Raw genomic sequence first — 16124 nt, 5'->3', positions numbered from 1 at the left:
TGAAATGTAAAAGTTTAGGATTCTAACAACTAAAGCTAACAACTAGAAACTAAAAAATATGGCAAAGTCAAGTACAAAAAAGCGTAAAGTAATCGTTGATGCAATAGGAGAAGCGCATATCACAGCATCTTTTAATAACATCATCATTTCTTTAACCAATAAAAAAGGTGACGTTATTTCCTGGTCATCAGCTGGTAAAATGGGCTTTAGAGGTTCTAAAAAGAACACTCCTTATGCTGCACAATTAGCTGCAGAAGATGCTGCAGGTGTAGCTAAAGAAGCTGGTTTAAAGAAAGTAAAAGTATATGTAAAAGGTCCTGGTAATGGTAGAGAATCTGCTATCAGATCTATTCACAATGCAGGTATTGAAGTATCAGAAATAATTGATGTTACTCCAATGCCACATAATGGTTGTCGTCCACCAAAAAGACGTCGTGTATAATTTACACCTTTATGAAGATTAATATCAGTCATTTATTTGGCTGATATTAATTTTTTTATGTGTAAATTTGCAAACTGAAATTTTTAAAATAACAAGTATCAACGAGAGATTAACGGTTATAGAAGGATAAGATTAAGACCTTAATTCATTAACTACTCTCAAAAACAATTTAAAATGGCAAGATATACTGGTCCTAAAACAAAGATTGCTCGTAAATTTGGGCAAGCTATTTTCGGAGATGATAAAGCTTTCGAAAAAAGAAATTATCCTCCTGGACAACACGGAAACAACCGTCGTCGTGGGAAAAAATCTGAATATGCAATCCAGTTAATGGAAAAGCAAAAAGCTAAATATACCTATGGTATTTTAGAGCGTCAATTCAGAAACATGTTTAAAAGAGCAACCGCAGCTCAAGGTATCACAGGTGAAGTATTATTACAATTATGTGAATCGCGTTTAGATAACGTTGTTTTCAGAATGGGTATTTCTCCTACAAGAAGTGGTGCAAGACAATTAGTGTCTCACAGACATATTACAGTGAATGGTGAAAAGGTAAATATTCCTTCATACCAATTAAAAGCTGGTGATGTTGTTGGTGTTAGAGAAAAATCTAAATCATTAGAAGCTATTCAAAATTCATTGACTAACTCTAGCAATGTTTACGAATGGATTACATGGAATAACGATACAATGGAAGGAACTTATGTTTCTGTTCCTGCGAGAATTCAAATTCCAGAACAAATCAACGAGCAATTCATCGTTGAACTTTACTCTAAATAATAAATTAATCTTATTGGTATTTAGCCAAAGGGTTTATTGGTGTTCTTCAAACCTATAGACCGCGCAACTAAATAACAATTAAAACGAAGAAAAATGGCAATATTAAATTTTCAGAAACCCGATAAAGTAATCATGATTGATTCTACTGATTTCGAAGGTAAGTTCGAATTCAGACCCTTAGAACCAGGTTACGGATTAACAGTAGGTAATGCACTAAGACGTGTGTTATTATCCTCTTTAGAAGGTTTTGCAATCACTTCAGTTAGAATAGAAGGTGTAGATCACGAATTTTCTACGATTTCTGGTGTTGTTGAAGATGTTACTGAAATGATCTTAAACTTAAAGCAAGTTAACTTTAAGCGCCAGATTGATGAAGTTGATAACGAAACCGTTACGATTTCAATATCAGGACAAGATCAAATCACTGCAGGTGATTTTCAGAAGTTTATTTCAGGATTCCAAGTATTAAATACAGATTTAGTGATCTGTAACTTAGACCCTAAAGTAAACATCAATATGGAATTAACTATCGAAAAAGGTAGAGGATATGTTCCTGCTGAAGAAAATAAAAAAGCTTCTGCACCAATCGGAACAATCTTTACAGATTCTATTTATACTCCAATAAAGAATGTAAAGTATAGTATCGAAAACTTCCGTGTTGAGCAAAAAACGGATTACGAAAAATTAGTTTTCGAAATTCAAACTGATGGATCTATTCATCCTAAAGATGCTTTAACAGAAGCAGCTAAAATACTAATTCACCACTTCATGTTATTCTCTGATGAGCGTATAACATTAGAAGCCGATGAAATTGCACAGACTGAAACTTATGATGAAGAATCACTTCACATGAGACAACTATTGAAAACTAAATTAGTTGATATGGATCTTTCTGTACGTGCACTTAACTGTTTAAAAGCTGCAGAAGTGGATACATTAGGTGATTTAGTATCGTTCAATAAAAACGATTTAATGAAATTCAGAAACTTTGGTAAGAAGTCTTTAACTGAGCTAGAAGAATTAGTAAACGTTAAAGGTCTTAACTTCGGAATGGATTTAAGCAAGTATAAGTTAGATAAAGACTAATTAGATAATTAATAATAATCATATTTTGCTCCTCAAATAACTGAGTTTGGTAGCAAGATGATAAAACAAAGGTCATGAGACACGGAAAAAAATTCAACCACTTAGGAAGACAAACAGCACATAGAAAAGCTATGTTAGCTAATATGGCTTGTTCTTTAATAGAGCACAAACGTATTAACACAACAACAGCAAAAGCAAAAGCTTTAAAGCAATTTGTTGAGCCTTTAATTACAAAGTCTAAAGAAGATACAACACACAACAGAAGAGTTGTGATGTCTAGATTAAGACAAAAAGAGGCGGTTGCAGAATTATTTAGAGATGTTGCAGCTAAAGTTGCTGATCGTCCTGGTGGATATACACGTATCATTAAGTTAGGTAACCGATTAGGTGACAACGCTGATATGGCAATGATAGAGTTAGTTGATTACAATGAACTTTATACAGCTGGTAAGCCAGAGAAGAAAACACGTAGAAGTAGAAGAGGTGGTAAGAAAAGTGTTGCTGCAGCTGCACCAGTAGAAACTAAAGCTACTAACGAAGAAGAATAAGAAATGATTTTGAAAAGGCAAACAGGTTCTAAAGTGAAATCAGATAGAAAAATTAGAACTTCTTTTGCCATACATAAGGTCCGATTATCGGATGTTAATAATCATTAATAAATATAAAGGATAGACTTTTTAAGTTTATCCTTTTTTTTTGGAATTTTGTAAAACCAAAAATTTCCGATTATACGGAAAACTCTATATAACGAATTGAATATGAAATACAAACAAAGAAAAAAAGCACTTATTTTATTGGCTGATGGCACTATCTTCCATGGAAAGTCCATAGGAAAAGAAGGAACTGCATTTGGTGAAGTATGTTTTAATACGGGTACAACTGGCTACCAAGAAATTTTTACAGATCCTTCGTATTATGGGCAATTAATGGTGACTACTAATGCACATATCGGTAATTATGGCACTAAAGAAGACGAAGTAGAATCTGATACTGTTAAGATAGCAGGCTTAATTTGTAAAAATTTTAGTTTTGAGTATTCCAGACCTGCAGGTGATGCATCACTAGAAGAATTTTTTGAAAAGCATAATACTTTAGCCATAGCAGATGTAGATACCAGAGCATTGGTGAGTTATATTAGAGATCATGGCGCTATGAATGCTGTAATATCAACTGAAGTAGACAATATCGAAAGTTTAAAGCAGCAATTAGCAGAGCAGCCAGACATGAAAGGTTTAGAGTTGGCTTCTCAAGTATCAACAAAAGAACCGTATTATTTTGGCGACGAAAATGCAAAATATAAGATTGCCGCTTTAGATATAGGTATTAAAAAGAATATTCTTAGAAATCTAGCCAAAAGAGATGCCTATATTAAAGTATTTCCATACAATTCAAAATTTGAAGACTTAGAAGCCTTTAATCCAGATGGCTATTTTTTATCCAATGGTCCTGGTGACCCAGAACCTTTAGTTGAAGCACAAGCAGTTGCTAAGGAAATTATATCCAGAAATAAACCATTATTTGGCATATGCCTAGGGCATCAGGTCATTGCTTTAGCTAATGGCATCTCAACTTATAAGATGCATAATGGCCATAGAGGTATAAATCATCCGGTAAAAAATTTAGTAACAGGTAAAGGTGAGATTACCTCTCAAAATCATGGTTTTGCTATTAATAGAGAAGAAACCGAAGCCAATAGTAATGTAGAAATTACACACGTACACCTTAATGATAATACAGTTGCAGGTATTAAAATCAAAGACAAAAACTGTTTCTCGGTACAATATCATCCAGAGGCAAGTCCTGGACCAAACGATTCAGTGTATCTGTTTGACCAGTTTATAGAGAATATTAAGAACAACTAAATACAAAAAACGCAACAAAATTTATGTTTTGTTGCGTTTTTTAAGTTACGAAAACATTATAGTAAATATTAATCGTAAATATGATTGATGTTCTATTTTAAGTTTTAGATTTTCGTAATTTTGATACCAATCAACATTAAACAAAATAACAATGAGCATTATAATTAATGTACACGCAAGACAAATTTTAGATTCAAGAGGAAACCCAACGGTAGAGGTAGATGTTGTTACCGAAAGTGGTATTATGGGAAGAGCAGCTGTACCTTCAGGTGCATCTACAGGCGAGCACGAAGCTGTAGAGTTGAGAGATGGAGGTAATTCGTATATGGGAAAAGGAGTTTTAAAAGCTGTAGAAAATGTTAATGCTGTAATTGCTCAAGAGTTACTGGGAGTTTCAGTATTTGAGCAAAATGCTATTGATCAATTAATGATAGATTTAGATGGTACACCAAACAAGTCAAAGTTAGGTGCTAATGCTATTTTAGGAGTATCATTGGCAGTAGCTAAAGCAGCAGCAAACGAATTGGGTATGCCATTGTATAGGTACGTTGGTGGTGTTTCGGCTAATACCTTGCCATTACCAATGATGAATATTATCAATGGAGGTTCGCATAGTGATGCGCCGATTGCTTTTCAGGAATTTATGGTAATGCCAGTAAAGGCAAAAAACTTTACCCATGCCATGCAAATGGGAACCGAAATATTCCATAACCTTAAAAAGGTACTACACGATAGAGGTTTAAGTACAGCTGTTGGTGACGAAGGTGGTTTTGCACCTAACTTAGAAGGAGGAACTGAAGATGCTTTAGATTCTATTAAACTTGCTGTTGAAAAAGCTGGATACACCTTTGGTGACGATGTTAAGATTGCATTAGACTGTGCAGCAGCAGAGTTCTATGTAGACGGAAAATACGATTACACAAAGTTTGAAGGAGATTCTGGTGTGGTGAGAACATCAGCAGAACAAGCTGAATATTTAGCAGGTTTAGCGTCTAAATATCCTATTATTTCTATTGAGGATGGTATGGATGAAAATGATTGGGATGGTTGGAAATTATTAACCGAAAAAATAGGTGATAAAGTACAGTTAGTCGGTGATGATTTATTTGTGACTAACGTAGAGCGCTTAGGAAGAGGAATTTCTGAAGGCATTGCAAATTCTATTCTTATTAAAGTGAACCAAATAGGTACATTAACAGAAACCATTTCTGCCGTAAATATGGCACACAATGCTGGTTACACCTCAGTAATGTCTCACAGATCTGGAGAAACAGAAGATAATACTATCGCAGATCTGGCTGTAGCGCTTAACACAGGTCAAATTAAAACAGGTTCTGCTTCACGTAGTGATCGTATGGCAAAATACAATCAGTTATTACGTATAGAAGAAGAGTTAGGAGATGTTGCTTATTTTCCGCAAGAAAATGCGTTTAAGGTGAAGTAATATTTTGTGCCAATAAATTTGAAAGACCTATCCATTAATTTGGGTAGGTTTTTTTTATGGGAAACTAATTGATAATTAGTATGATGATTGTATTTCTTGTAAGAAAAATAATAAATTAAATTGTTTTATAACGCAACCTTTTTAGAAAATCCACATCTAAAAATAAAAAACTATGAAATCAATCTTTACTATTCTCACCCTCATTTTTATTTGTGGAATGATACAAGCCCAAATCGTTAATATCCCAGATCCTAATTTTAAAGCAAGGTTATTGCAAGCAAGCCCTGCGATAAATATTGCTAAAGACTTTAATGGTAATGACATAATCGTTGATACAAATAATAATGGTGAGATTGAGGTGTCTGAGGCTCTAAATGTATATGAGTTAAGAGTACAAAATCAAAACCGACCAGCAAATCAAAACATATCAGATTTAACAGGAATTGAATCATTTACTAATTTAGAATTTTTAAATTGTAGACATAATTCTATAAGTAATATTAATATTTCACAAAATATAAATTTAAAAACCATATGGTCAAATGGTAATGCAATTAGTACTATCGATACTACCCAAAATATAGATTTGGAGTATTTAGAAATTTCTAATAATGAATTAACTAACTTAGATATATCTCAAAATATAAATCTTAAGAATTTGAGGTGTAGCGTTAATAATATAAACATGTTAGATGTGTCTCAAAATTCAGGTTTAATATATTTAAATTTTTCTAATAATCAGATTAGCAATATTGATGTTACTCAAAACATTAATTTGACGCATTTAACATGTAGCTCTAATCATCTCACCTCTCTTGATATATCACAAAACAATAATTTAGAGCTTTTAATTTGTAGCAATAATCAGTTGACAGAATTAGATTTGAGTAATCACAATGAATTAATATGGTGGAGTTGTAATGATAATCAAATCACAAACATTAATATAAAAAACGGAGGAGTTTCATTTGATGAGGATGCCATATTTTCTCCATTAAATATTTTAAACAATCCAATTGAGTTTATATGTGCGGATGAGGAAGAAATATTAGCCTTTCAAGAGTTTACAGATTATCAAGGTCCTATAAGTAGTTATTGCTCATTTGTGCCTGGAGGTGATTATAATACGATTTTAGGAAACGTTAAATTAGATTTGGATAATAGCGGATGCGATGACTCGGATTATGAGATGCCAAATTTAAGATTCAGTTTGGATGATGGTGCATCAATAGGTTCATCCTTCTCTAACCAATCAGGCAACTATATATTTTATACTGAAGTAGGTAATTATCAATTAACACCAGAATTAGAGAACCCTAGTTTTTTCAATATTTCGCCATTGAATCCAATTATAGATTTTACAGATTTAAATAATACGACCAATCAAGATTTTTGTATTACTGCAAACGGCGTTCATAATGATGTAGAAATTCTCATCATTCCAACTGTGCCAGCTCGACCAGGTTTTGATGCAGAGTATCAATTAGTTTATAAAAATAAGGGGAATCAGGTGCTTTCTGGCAGTATAGACTTTGCTTATGATGATAGTGTTTTAGATCTTATATCAACATCAGAGGCTCTTTCTGTACAAGATCCTGGAAATCTGTCATGGGATTATCTAGATTTAAACCCATTTGAAAGTAGAGTAATCGATTTTGTGCTTAATGTCAATTCACCAATGGAAACACCTAGTGTTAATATAGATGATGTATTAGAATTTACGGCAACCATTAACCCAGTTTCTGGTGATGAAATTCCAGATGATAATGTATTTAATTTAGAGCAGGTTGTAGTTGGGGCTTATGATCCTAATGATATTATATGCTTAGAAGGTGATATTGTGTCGCCAGATATAATAGGAGAGTACTTACATTATAATGTCAGGTTTGAAAATACAGGTACAGCAGCAGCGACATTTGTGGTTATTAGAGATGATATTGATGAAGCACAATATGATTTGAGTACTTTACAAATATTAAATTCCTCTCACGATATGTATTCCAGAATTACAGGGAATAGCGTAGAGTTTATATTTGATGATATCAATCTGGCTCCTGCTGAAACAGGTAATGTTTTATTTAAAATTAAATCATTAGATACTTTAAATACAGGTGATGATGTTTCGCAACAAGCGGAAATCTATTTTGATTATAATTTTCCGATTATAACCAACATTGCTCAAACTAATTTTCAAGTCTTGTCCATTGATGAAGTTAGTCTAAAGGACACCATTAAAGTGTATCCTAATCCAACTACTGATTATATAAGTATTACAAGTAGAAATTTAATGGATTCAATTAAGGTCTATGACATTCAAGGTCGACTCACCTATCAACAGAATCTAAATTCAACTACGGCTTTAGTAAATATCATGGATTATAGAAGTGGTATATATTTTATAGAGGTTCAATCTCCTTCAGGAATTATTACTGAACGTTTAATCAAAAAATAATAGATTCAAAATGTATAGAGTAAGCCATTAGTTAGCTCAAATTGAGTTTTAGGTACTGCTGAACTCACAGGAAAAGCATCATGGAAAAAATTAAAATTAGCCTTAAATGCTAAATCTTCAAAGATTTTAAAAAGTATTGATGTATTGCTGGAAAAGCGGTAATCATTAAGTATATCAATTTTTGGTTGATAATAGCTTGTGCTAATAATGCTAATCGTTTCAGTAGGGTATAAGCTAAAAGACAGATAAGCACTTCCTCTTATATCATTTTGAATGCGGTCGGGAATAGCGTTAGATGCTTTTTCGTATTCATACATAATTAAAGTGCCTAAATAAAACCTATAATTATCGTTTTTAGACAGCTTAAATCGTGGTCCGGTTCCTAATAAACCTCTAAAACCTATTTCGGAAATGGCATCATATTGCCCCTGTGCAAACACTTCCCATTTTATCTTTTTAGAGATTCTTCTATTGTATCTTAAGTGTTGAGTACCACGATTTACTAAGGAATTATCTTCTATTTTTTGAAGATTTAAATCATTAACAAATAGCCAAAAATTAAGATTGTTGTTGTACTGGATATGGGCTTTATTGGCAATTCTAAAAATATCATTAGTATTTTTAATCAATGATACATCTAGACTAACCGAACCTGTCCATTTAACAGAATCACTTGGTTTTCGCAAAGTTTCAATATTTACAACTTGTGAGTGGCAAGAAAATGAGATAAGAAACAAGAAAATTCTAATATAATTCATAGTTAATTATAAGTAGGACAAAATTAGTGATTATCCTTATTTTTCAAATGCTGTAGCATTATATATTATTGATAATTTGAGAAATAGAGCTCATAGTTTCTGCTATTGATTTTAAGAATATTGAAATTGTTAAAAGCGTTGTAAATCTACTTCCGAAATCGTTTGAGATTTCGTAAATTTACAGTCCTTAAAAATTCACAAAATACATATAAACTAAAATGTCAGATAAAGCTACCTTAGAAATTAATGGCGATAAGTTTGAATTTCCTGTAAAAATAGGTTCAGAAAACGAAGTTGCTATAGATATTAAAGCCTTAAGAGGCGCAACCAATGGTGTTATTACTATAGATCCAGGTTACAAAAATACCGGAAGTTGCGAAAGTGCTATAACATTTCTGGATGGTGAAAAAGGTATTTTAAGGTATAGAGGGTATTCTATAGAAGAACTTGCTGAAAAAGCAGACTTTCTAGAAGTGGCTTATCTGTTGATTTTTGGAGAATTACCAAATAAAGAGGAACTAGATAAATTTCACTCTGATATTAAATCTCACGCGGTTGTAGATGATGATATTAAAAAGATATTAGATGCTTTTCCAAAATCGGCACATCCAATGGGTGTGTTATCTTCCCTAACAAGTGCACTTACAGCATTTAATCCGAGTTCTGTTGATGTTAACTCAGACGAGGCCATGTATAATGCTATTGTTAGAATACTAGGTAAATTCCCTGTATTAGTAGCATGGACCATGCGTAAAAAACATGGATTACCATTAGATTATGGGGATAATAGTTTAGGGTATGTAGAGAATGTCTTAAAAATGATGTTTAAAAGCCCAACACAAGAGTATGAACAGAATCCTATTTTAGTTAATGCATTAGATAAATTATTAATTCTACATGCTGATCATGAGCAAAATTGTTCAACATCTACTGTAAGAATTACAGGTTCTTCTCATGCTGGTCTATTTGTATCTCTTGCTGCAGGTATCTCTGCGCTTTGGGGACCATTACATGGTGGAGCCAATCAGGCTGTTTTAGAAATGCTCGAAGCTATAAAAGAAGATGGTGGAGACACTAAAAAATATATGGCAAAAGCTAAGGATAAAAATGATCCTTTCCGTTTGATGGGCTTTGGTCACCGCGTATATAAAAACTTTGATCCAAGAGCTAAGATTATAAAAGTTGCTGCTGATGAGGTATTAGGAGATCTAGGAGTTGAAGACCCTATTTTAGATATTGCTAAAGGCTTAGAGAAAGAAGCTTTAGAAGATCAGTACTTTGTAGATAGAAAGTTATATCCTAATGTTGATTTTTATTCAGGAATCATATATAGAGCTATGGGAATTCCGGTGGAGATGTTTACCGTAATGTTTGCGCTAGGACGATTACCAGGATGGATAGCTCAATGGCGCGAAATGCGCATGCGCAAAGAGCCAATTGGCAGGCCACGACAATTATATATTGGTGAAACTTACAGAGCTTTTAAACCTATTGAAAAGCGCTAGTGAAAACTATAATCAATTAGAGCTTCATAATTATTATGAAGCTTTTTTGTATTCTACCTAAGATGAATTTAAATATAGAAAATGAAACATCGCGCCTTAGAGCTGTTGTTCTAGGAACTGCAAAAAGCAATGGGCCAGTACCAAAAATTGAAGAGGCATATGACCCTAAATCAATTGAGCATATAAAAGCTGGTACATATCCTAAGGAAAAGAATATGATTAAAGAAATGGAGGCTGTAGCTGAGGTTTTTAAGAAGTATGATGTCACAGTTTACAGACCTAAAGTTATAGAAGATTATAACCAGATTTTTTCAAGAGATATCGCTTTTGTTATTAAGGATAAACTAATAAAAGCCAATATTTTACCAGATAGAGAACGTGAGTATGAGGCAATTGAGCACGTTATTGAGCAAATAGATAAGGATAAAGTAATAATCCTTCCAGAAGAATGCCACGTGGAAGGTGGTGATGTAATGCCTTGGAACGATTATATTTTTATTGGGACTTATTCGGGTGAAGATTATCCCGATTATATAACGGCACGTACTAATATGGATGCCGTTATTGCCATTCAGGAGTTATTTCCAGATAAAACTGTAAAAGCTTTTGAGCTACGTAAATCCAATACTAATCCAAAAGAAAATGCGTTGCATTTAGATTGTTGTTTTCAACCTATAGGTAAGAATAAGGCTATTCTTCATAAAAATGGATTTTTAGTTGAAAGTGAGTACGAATGGTTAGTTAATTTCTTTGGAAAGGATAATATCTTTGAAATTACCAAAGACGAAATGTACAACATGAATAGTAATGTGTTTTCTATTTCTGAAGAGGTTGTGATTTCTGAAAAGAACTTTACAAGATTAAATAATTGGCTGAGAGACAATGGTTTTACAGTAGAAGAAGTGCCTTATGCCGAAATTGCAAAACAAGAAGGTCTATTACGTTGTTCTACAATGCCTTTGATTAGAGATTAACTATTTGCGGTACAAAAAATAATTTTTTACCAGATTTATATATTCTTGCTTAGCTTCATCTTCGCTAATATCCTGCACTTGAAAAAGCGCATTGGTTTTAAAGGCATTTATAATTTGTTTGCGACTACTAGGTCTACCATAATCATTGGTCGCTTTTTTATAATAGGCATATAAGCGTAATAAAAAATCTGCAGGAAAGGGGTCCGTATGGGCATTTACACGTTCAACGGCATCTAGAAATTCTTTATGTAATTCTTCAGGTGTCATTTCATTTCGGCAATGATGCTTTCACCACCTCGAACTTTTTGATTGAGTTCTACTTTAATCTCTGCATCTAAAGGTAAAAATAAATCTACGCGTGAACCAAATTTAATAAAGCCTGAGTCCGCGCCTTGGGTGGCCTTAGAATTTAAAGTAGCATAATTGACTATTCGCTTAGCTAATGCGCCAGCAATCTGTCTGTAAAGCACTTTTCCAAAGCTTTTATTTTCTACTACGACAGTTGTACGTTCATTTTCTTCACTGGCTTTTGGGTGCCAAGCTACTAAATATTTACCTGGATGGTATTTGCTATAACTAATGTTTCCACTAATAGGGTAACGCGTTACATGTACATTGAGAGGAGACATAAATACAGATACCTGAATACGCTTATCTTTAAAAACCTCATTCTCCATTACTTCTTCAATAACCACAACTTTACCATCTACAGGTGATAAGGCATGGTTTTCATTAACGTGCGTATGACGTTTAGGGTTTCTAAAAAATTGAAGGATGAGGATAAAAAAGATAAGAACAATAATCATCAATCCTTTACGTAACCATTCATTGACAATAAATTCGTCTATTAAGAAAAACGAACCAACGACAATTACTAATGTTATAAATATGATTTTATGACCTTCTTTATGAAACATAACTTACAATTCTTAAAAATAAATATATAAATGGTGCTGCAAAGATAATGCTATCTAAACGATCTAAAAGCCCACCATGACCAGGCATTATTACACCACTATCTTTTACACCAGCTTGACGTTTAAATTTTGATTCAATTAAATCACCAAAAGTACCCAATACACTAACGATGATTGCTATTATTAACCAATTAGTAGAGTTAAGCGTTTCTGAATATATGGTAATAAAATAACTAGCAATACAAGCAAAAAACAGACCGCCCAAAAAACCTTCAACCGTTTTCTTTGGTGAAATACTTGGAAACAGTTTTTGCTTTCCAAAATTCTTACCTACCAAATATGCAGCGCTATCATTGACCCATACTAGAATAAAGGATCCTAAAAGTAATAGAGGAGTGAATACGTTTTGAAAGTTTGCAATTAGTAGCGTAAACACAAAACCACTACTAAGATAAAATGTTGTCGTTATATAACGTTTGGTTTCAAAAAGCGGAATTTTTTTAAACGTAAATAAATCTTTTATTAAAATGAGATTCACAAAAATAGTAACGACCAATAAGATGTTAATGGCTTCATTACTATCAAAAAAACCAGTATTGTATAGGCATATGTACCAAAAAAGACTGTAAAGAATTACAAAGATGATGTATTGCGAATATCCTTTTAGCTTAATTAATTTACTATATTCCATTAAGCTAATAATGCCAAAAAGCATGAGGGTAATTACAAGTCCGGTTTGAAAGTAAAGCGAACCTATAAGTAACAGAACATATACAGCACCAGATATGGCTCTTATAGATAATTCCTTCATTATAAATCTTCTAGTAGAAGCAAATATAGGTTTTTAGCACTACTTCCATATGTTAGAAAGTCTTTATCATCTGCTGTTTTAAAATGCTTTATCGTAGTAATATTTGTAGGAATACTAGTTTTACTTTTAGACTTAATACCTTTTAAACCCTCTCCAATGTTTTCAACAAATTGGCTTGTAGTGGCATAGATTATAAAATGATCTGGTAGCTCTTTTAATTTTTTTTCGGCAATTTGATTAGAAGAAATCAATAATGAGCCATCATCGGAAATAAGATATTCACAAGTAGATAGAAAATAAGAGCTTTCGGATATTTTTTTTGTACTGTTAAGGCTAAAATCTTTAAACAATGACGATAAACGCTCGTCTATCATAAAAACTTTATCGTTATGCCATTGGTTTTCATCTAGTATAGAATTGAAGCTATCCTTAACTTCTTTCATATTTTCACAATACAAAAATTTTCCACCATTGGCCTTAAAATTTATAGTAAAACGCTCATCAGCAGGCAACTTAACTTCTGGCATATATTTGCCACGCTCTTGATTTGGTATTTGTTCTTCAGACTCATTAGATTTTTTTCCGAAGAGTTTACGAAATAAGCTCATTGAATTGTTGCTATTAATCTTGTAATTAGTGCATTTCTCAAATATAAAAAAACTTAAATTAACATTTAGTCAATTTAAGTTTTTTATATGATTGTATGAGTTGTTATTCCTCTTCTTCAGCTAGTGTTTCTTCTTTGTCAAAAGCACGTTTGCCAAAGATTTTTTCAAGATTATCTTTAAATATTACTTCTTTATCTAACAACACTTCTGCAAGTTCTGTAAGCTTATCTTTATTAGCTTCTAAGAGTTTAATTGCACGCTCATATTGTTCTTCAATAATATTAGAAATCTCTTTATCTATAAGTTCAGCTGTTTGCTCACTATATGGCTTAGTGAAGCCATATTCAGATTGACCAGAAGAATCATAATATGTTAAGTTACCAACTTTGTCGCTAAGACCGTAAATAGTTACCATGGCTCTTGCCTGCTTTGTTACTTTTTCTAAATCACTTAAAGCACCAGTTGATATTTTGTCGAAAATTACTTTTTCTGCAGCTCTACCTCCTAGGGCAGCACACATTTCATCTAGCATCTGTTCTGGTCTAACAATAAGACGTTCTTCTGGTAAATACCAAGCAGCACCTAAAGAACGACCTCTGGGAACGATAGTTACTTTTACTAATGGAGCCGCATGTTCTAACATCCAACTAACAGTTGCATGACCTGCCTCATGAAAAGCAACAGCACGTTTTTCTTCTGGTGTAATGATTTTATTTTTCTTTTCTAATCCACCGATAATCCTATCAACAGCATCCAAGAAGTCTTGTTTGTTGACTGCTTTTTTTCCTTTTCTTGCTGCAATTAAAGCTGCTTCATTACATACGTTAGCAATATCAGCACCAGAGAAGCCAGGCGTTTGCTTTGCCAAGAAGTCGATATCTAATGTTTCTTCCTTTTTTAGCGGACGTAAATGTACTTCGAAGATTTCTTTACGTTCTCTTACATCAGGTAGATCTACATAAATTTGTCTATCAAATCGACCAGCACGCATCAAAGCACTATCTAAGACATCAGCTCGGTTTGTGGCAGCTAATACAATAACATTAGTGTTACTGCCAAAACCATCCATTTCGGTTAATAATTGATTCAATGTATTTTCGCGTTCATCATTAGAGCCAGAAAAATTATTTTTTCCTCTTGCTCTACCAATAGCATCAATCTCGTCAATAAAAATTATGGAAGGTGATTTTTCTTTAGCTTGTTTAAATAGATCTCTTACACGAGATGCACCTACACCTACAAACATTTCAACAAAGTCTGAGCCAGACAGTGAGAAAAAAGGCACTTTAGCTTCACCAGCAACAGCTTTAGCTAGTAATGTTTTACCAGTTCCAGGAGGCCCTACAAGTAGTGCACCTTTAGGTATTTTACCTCCAAGAGCTGTATATTTTTCTGGGAATTTTAAGAAATCTACAATCTCCTGTACTTCTTCTTTAGCACCTTCTAAACCTGCAACATCTTTAAATGAGGTTTTTGTGTCGGACTTTTCATCAAAGAGCTTGGCTTTAGATTTTCCTATGTTAAAAATCTGCCCACCAGCTCCGCCGCTTCCACCAGAAGACATACGACGCATTATAAATATCCATACACCGATTATTAATATAAAAGGTAACAAAGTTAATAGTAGGTCTCCCCAAACATTCTGCTCGGTATCAAAAGCAATAGGAACATCAAGGTTGTTTTCGCTCTTGATTTTATCTATTTCTTCTTGAAATAATTTTAAATCTCCAAACTCAAACTTATAATTTGGTACAGGAGTTACTGATGGAAGAAAAGACTTAGGTTTAGAGTTTTTATGTACCTCTAACTCCTGAGCTTCTTTAGTTAAGTATACCCTTGCGATACGATTATTAATTATTTCAACTTTATCTACATCCCCATTTCTTAAATAATTAAAAAATTCGGTAGGTGTTGTTTTGCTTCCTGAAGAATCGCCAAAACCACCAGAAAATAATTGAATGGATAGAAAAACCGCTATAATGATTCCGTATATCCAATACGGATTCATTTTAGGTTTTTTGTTTAAATTTTTATTGTCTTTTGCCATCTTGTTGCCGCAAATGCGGTAATCTTTATTTTAGTAACTTGTTTCTATTTGTGTAGTTTTTGCGTCTCCCCAAAGACTTTCAATATCATAGTATTCTCTTATATGCTTTTGAAAAACATGTACCACGACATTTACATAATCCAATAAAACCCACTCAGCATTATCAGTACCTTCTATATGCCATGGTTTGTCTTTTAAGGCTTTACTAACTTGTTTTTGAATGGAATTGACGATAGCGTTTACTTGTGTATTAGAAGTACCTTCACAAACAATAAAATAATCGCAAACCGTATTTTCAATATCTCTTAAATCTAAAATTGTAATTTCTTTTCCTTTAACCTCTTCTATACCTCCTATAATTGTTGTAATGAGTTGGTCTGCATTGGTTTTTTCTTTCGTCATTAATTTAAATTAATTTTATGCAAAGTTATTATTTTT

Annotated in this window: 16 protein-coding genes; 9 read left to right on the top strand and 7 right to left on the bottom strand. The window is 32.9% G+C overall.

Annotated features, from left to right (window positions below; genetic code table 11):
* Positions 1 to 58: 58 nt before the first annotated feature.
* From rpsK to Q0912_RS11785, 7 genes are all read left to right on the top strand, one after another.
* Positions 59 to 442, top strand: a complete 384-nt coding sequence (gene rpsK / locus Q0912_RS11815) for a 30S ribosomal protein S11 (protein ID WP_282044241.1) — start codon at positions 59 to 61, stop codon at positions 440 to 442.
* Between the two features lie 174 nt (positions 443 to 616).
* Positions 617 to 1222: a 30S ribosomal protein S4 gene (rpsD, locus tag Q0912_RS11810; protein WP_299115309.1), complete on the top strand. Its 606-nt coding sequence runs from the start codon at positions 617 to 619 to the stop codon at positions 1220 to 1222.
* A 93-nt stretch (positions 1223 to 1315) separates the two neighbouring features.
* Entirely contained in the window at positions 1316 to 2308 is a 993-nt protein-coding gene (locus Q0912_RS11805) for a DNA-directed RNA polymerase subunit alpha (protein WP_218546985.1), read from the top strand.
* Between the two features lie 74 nt (positions 2309 to 2382).
* Positions 2383 to 2856, top strand: coding sequence for a 50S ribosomal protein L17 (gene rplQ, locus Q0912_RS11800; RefSeq protein ID WP_299115305.1), 474 nt, complete (start codon positions 2383 to 2385; stop codon positions 2854 to 2856).
* Positions 2857 to 3066: 210 nt separating this feature from the next.
* Positions 3067 to 4170: a glutamine-hydrolyzing carbamoyl-phosphate synthase small subunit gene (gene carA / locus Q0912_RS11795; RefSeq protein WP_299115303.1), complete on the top strand. Its 1104-nt coding sequence runs from the start codon at positions 3067 to 3069 to the stop codon at positions 4168 to 4170.
* Positions 4171 to 4321: 151 nt separating this feature from the next.
* Positions 4322 to 5614, top strand: a complete 1293-nt coding sequence (gene eno / locus Q0912_RS11790) for a phosphopyruvate hydratase (RefSeq protein ID WP_299115301.1) — start codon at positions 4322 to 4324, stop codon at positions 5612 to 5614.
* A 172-nt stretch (positions 5615 to 5786) separates the two neighbouring features.
* Positions 5787 to 8066, top strand: coding sequence for a T9SS type A sorting domain-containing protein (locus Q0912_RS11785; RefSeq protein ID WP_299115299.1), 2280 nt, complete (start codon positions 5787 to 5789; stop codon positions 8064 to 8066).
* A 5-nt stretch (positions 8067 to 8071) separates the two neighbouring features.
* On the opposite strand, the gene Q0912_RS11780 is transcribed toward Q0912_RS11785, so the two are convergent.
* Positions 8072 to 8824 carry a DUF481 domain-containing protein gene (locus Q0912_RS11780; RefSeq protein WP_299115297.1) on the bottom strand — a complete coding sequence of 251 codons (753 nt, stop codon included), beginning with the start codon at positions 8822 to 8824 and terminating at the stop codon, positions 8072 to 8074.
* 218 nt (positions 8825 to 9042) lie between these two features.
* On the opposite strand from Q0912_RS11780, the gene Q0912_RS11775 reads away from it, so the two are divergent.
* Both Q0912_RS11775 and Q0912_RS11770 read left to right on the top strand, forming a co-directional pair.
* Positions 9043 to 10329, top strand: a complete 1287-nt coding sequence (locus Q0912_RS11775) for a citrate synthase (RefSeq protein ID WP_299115295.1) — start codon at positions 9043 to 9045, stop codon at positions 10327 to 10329.
* Between the two features lie 62 nt (positions 10330 to 10391).
* Positions 10392 to 11303 (top strand): arginine deiminase family protein, encoded by a 912-nt coding sequence (locus tag Q0912_RS11770; protein WP_299115292.1) that lies wholly within the window; start codon positions 10392 to 10394, stop codon positions 11301 to 11303.
* Here the strand turns inward: Q0912_RS11770 and Q0912_RS11765 are convergent, their stop codons facing one another.
* The 6 genes from Q0912_RS11765 to rsfS form a co-directional block, all read right to left on the bottom strand.
* Positions 11304 to 11570 (bottom strand): acyl-CoA-binding protein, encoded by a 267-nt coding sequence (locus Q0912_RS11765; RefSeq protein WP_299115290.1) that lies wholly within the window; start codon positions 11568 to 11570, stop codon positions 11304 to 11306.
* A complete protein-coding gene (locus Q0912_RS11760; RefSeq protein WP_299115288.1) occupies positions 11567 to 12220 on the bottom strand; it encodes a phosphatidylserine decarboxylase family protein in 654 nt (217 codons plus the stop codon). The genes Q0912_RS11765 and Q0912_RS11760 overlap by 4 nt, the downstream gene beginning before the upstream one ends.
* Complete coding sequence (locus Q0912_RS11755; RefSeq protein ID WP_299115285.1) at positions 12210 to 13031, bottom strand: phosphatidate cytidylyltransferase; 822 nt, start codon at positions 13029 to 13031, stop codon at positions 12210 to 12212. The genes Q0912_RS11760 and Q0912_RS11755 overlap by 11 nt, the downstream gene beginning before the upstream one ends.
* Complete coding sequence (locus Q0912_RS11750) at positions 13031 to 13639, bottom strand: LUD domain-containing protein (RefSeq protein ID WP_299115283.1); 609 nt, start codon at positions 13637 to 13639, stop codon at positions 13031 to 13033. Before Q0912_RS11750 ends, Q0912_RS11755 begins: the two co-directional genes overlap by 1 nt.
* A gap of 103 nt (positions 13640 to 13742) precedes the next feature.
* Positions 13743 to 15686: an ATP-dependent zinc metalloprotease FtsH gene (ftsH, locus tag Q0912_RS11745; protein WP_299115281.1), complete on the bottom strand. Its 1944-nt coding sequence runs from the start codon at positions 15684 to 15686 to the stop codon at positions 13743 to 13745.
* Between the two features lie 30 nt (positions 15687 to 15716).
* A complete protein-coding gene (gene rsfS, locus Q0912_RS11740; protein WP_299115279.1) occupies positions 15717 to 16088 on the bottom strand; it encodes a ribosome silencing factor in 372 nt (123 codons plus the stop codon).
* Positions 16089 to 16124: the final 36 nt, after the last annotated feature.

The sequence above is a fragment of the uncultured Winogradskyella sp. genome (genome assembly GCF_947498345.1).
GTDB lineage: Bacteria > Bacteroidota > Bacteroidia > Flavobacteriales > Flavobacteriaceae > Winogradskyella.
This window is presented reverse-complemented; position numbering and strand designations above follow the sequence as displayed.

Bases quoted from the DNA above. Each gene is read 5' to 3' on its own strand.
- Q0912_RS11770 (WP_299115292.1), top strand. From the start codon at position 10,392: ATGAATTTAAATATAGAAAATGAAACATCGCGCCTTAGAGCTGTTGTT.
- rsfS (WP_299115279.1), bottom strand. From the start codon at position 16,088: ATGACGAAAGAAAAAACCAATGCAGACCAACTCATTACAACAATTATA.
- Q0912_RS11785 (WP_299115299.1), top strand. From the start codon at position 5,787: ATGAAATCAATCTTTACTATTCTCACCCTCATTTTTATTTGTGGAATG.
- Q0912_RS11750 (WP_299115283.1), bottom strand. From the start codon at position 13,639: ATGAGCTTATTTCGTAAACTCTTCGGAAAAAAATCTAATGAGTCTGAA.
- Q0912_RS11780 (WP_299115297.1), bottom strand. From the start codon at position 8,824: ATGAATTATATTAGAATTTTCTTGTTTCTTATCTCATTTTCTTGCCAC.
- Q0912_RS11775 (WP_299115295.1), top strand. From the start codon at position 9,043: ATGTCAGATAAAGCTACCTTAGAAATTAATGGCGATAAGTTTGAATTT.
- Q0912_RS11760 (WP_299115288.1), bottom strand. From the start codon at position 12,220: ATGTTTCATAAAGAAGGTCATAAAATCATATTTATAACATTAGTAATT.
- rpsD (WP_299115309.1), top strand. From the start codon at position 617: ATGGCAAGATATACTGGTCCTAAAACAAAGATTGCTCGTAAATTTGGG.
- rplQ (WP_299115305.1), top strand. From the start codon at position 2,383: ATGAGACACGGAAAAAAATTCAACCACTTAGGAAGACAAACAGCACAT.
- eno (WP_299115301.1), top strand. From the start codon at position 4,322: ATGAGCATTATAATTAATGTACACGCAAGACAAATTTTAGATTCAAGA.
- rpsK (WP_282044241.1), top strand. From the start codon at position 59: ATGGCAAAGTCAAGTACAAAAAAGCGTAAAGTAATCGTTGATGCAATA.
- Q0912_RS11805 (WP_218546985.1), top strand. From the start codon at position 1,316: ATGGCAATATTAAATTTTCAGAAACCCGATAAAGTAATCATGATTGAT.
- Q0912_RS11755 (WP_299115285.1), bottom strand. From the start codon at position 13,031: ATGAAGGAATTATCTATAAGAGCCATATCTGGTGCTGTATATGTTCTG.
- carA (WP_299115303.1), top strand. From the start codon at position 3,067: ATGAAATACAAACAAAGAAAAAAAGCACTTATTTTATTGGCTGATGGC.
- ftsH (WP_299115281.1), bottom strand. From the start codon at position 15,686: ATGGCAAAAGACAATAAAAATTTAAACAAAAAACCTAAAATGAATCCG.
- Q0912_RS11765 (WP_299115290.1), bottom strand. From the start codon at position 11,570: ATGACACCTGAAGAATTACATAAAGAATTTCTAGATGCCGTTGAACGT.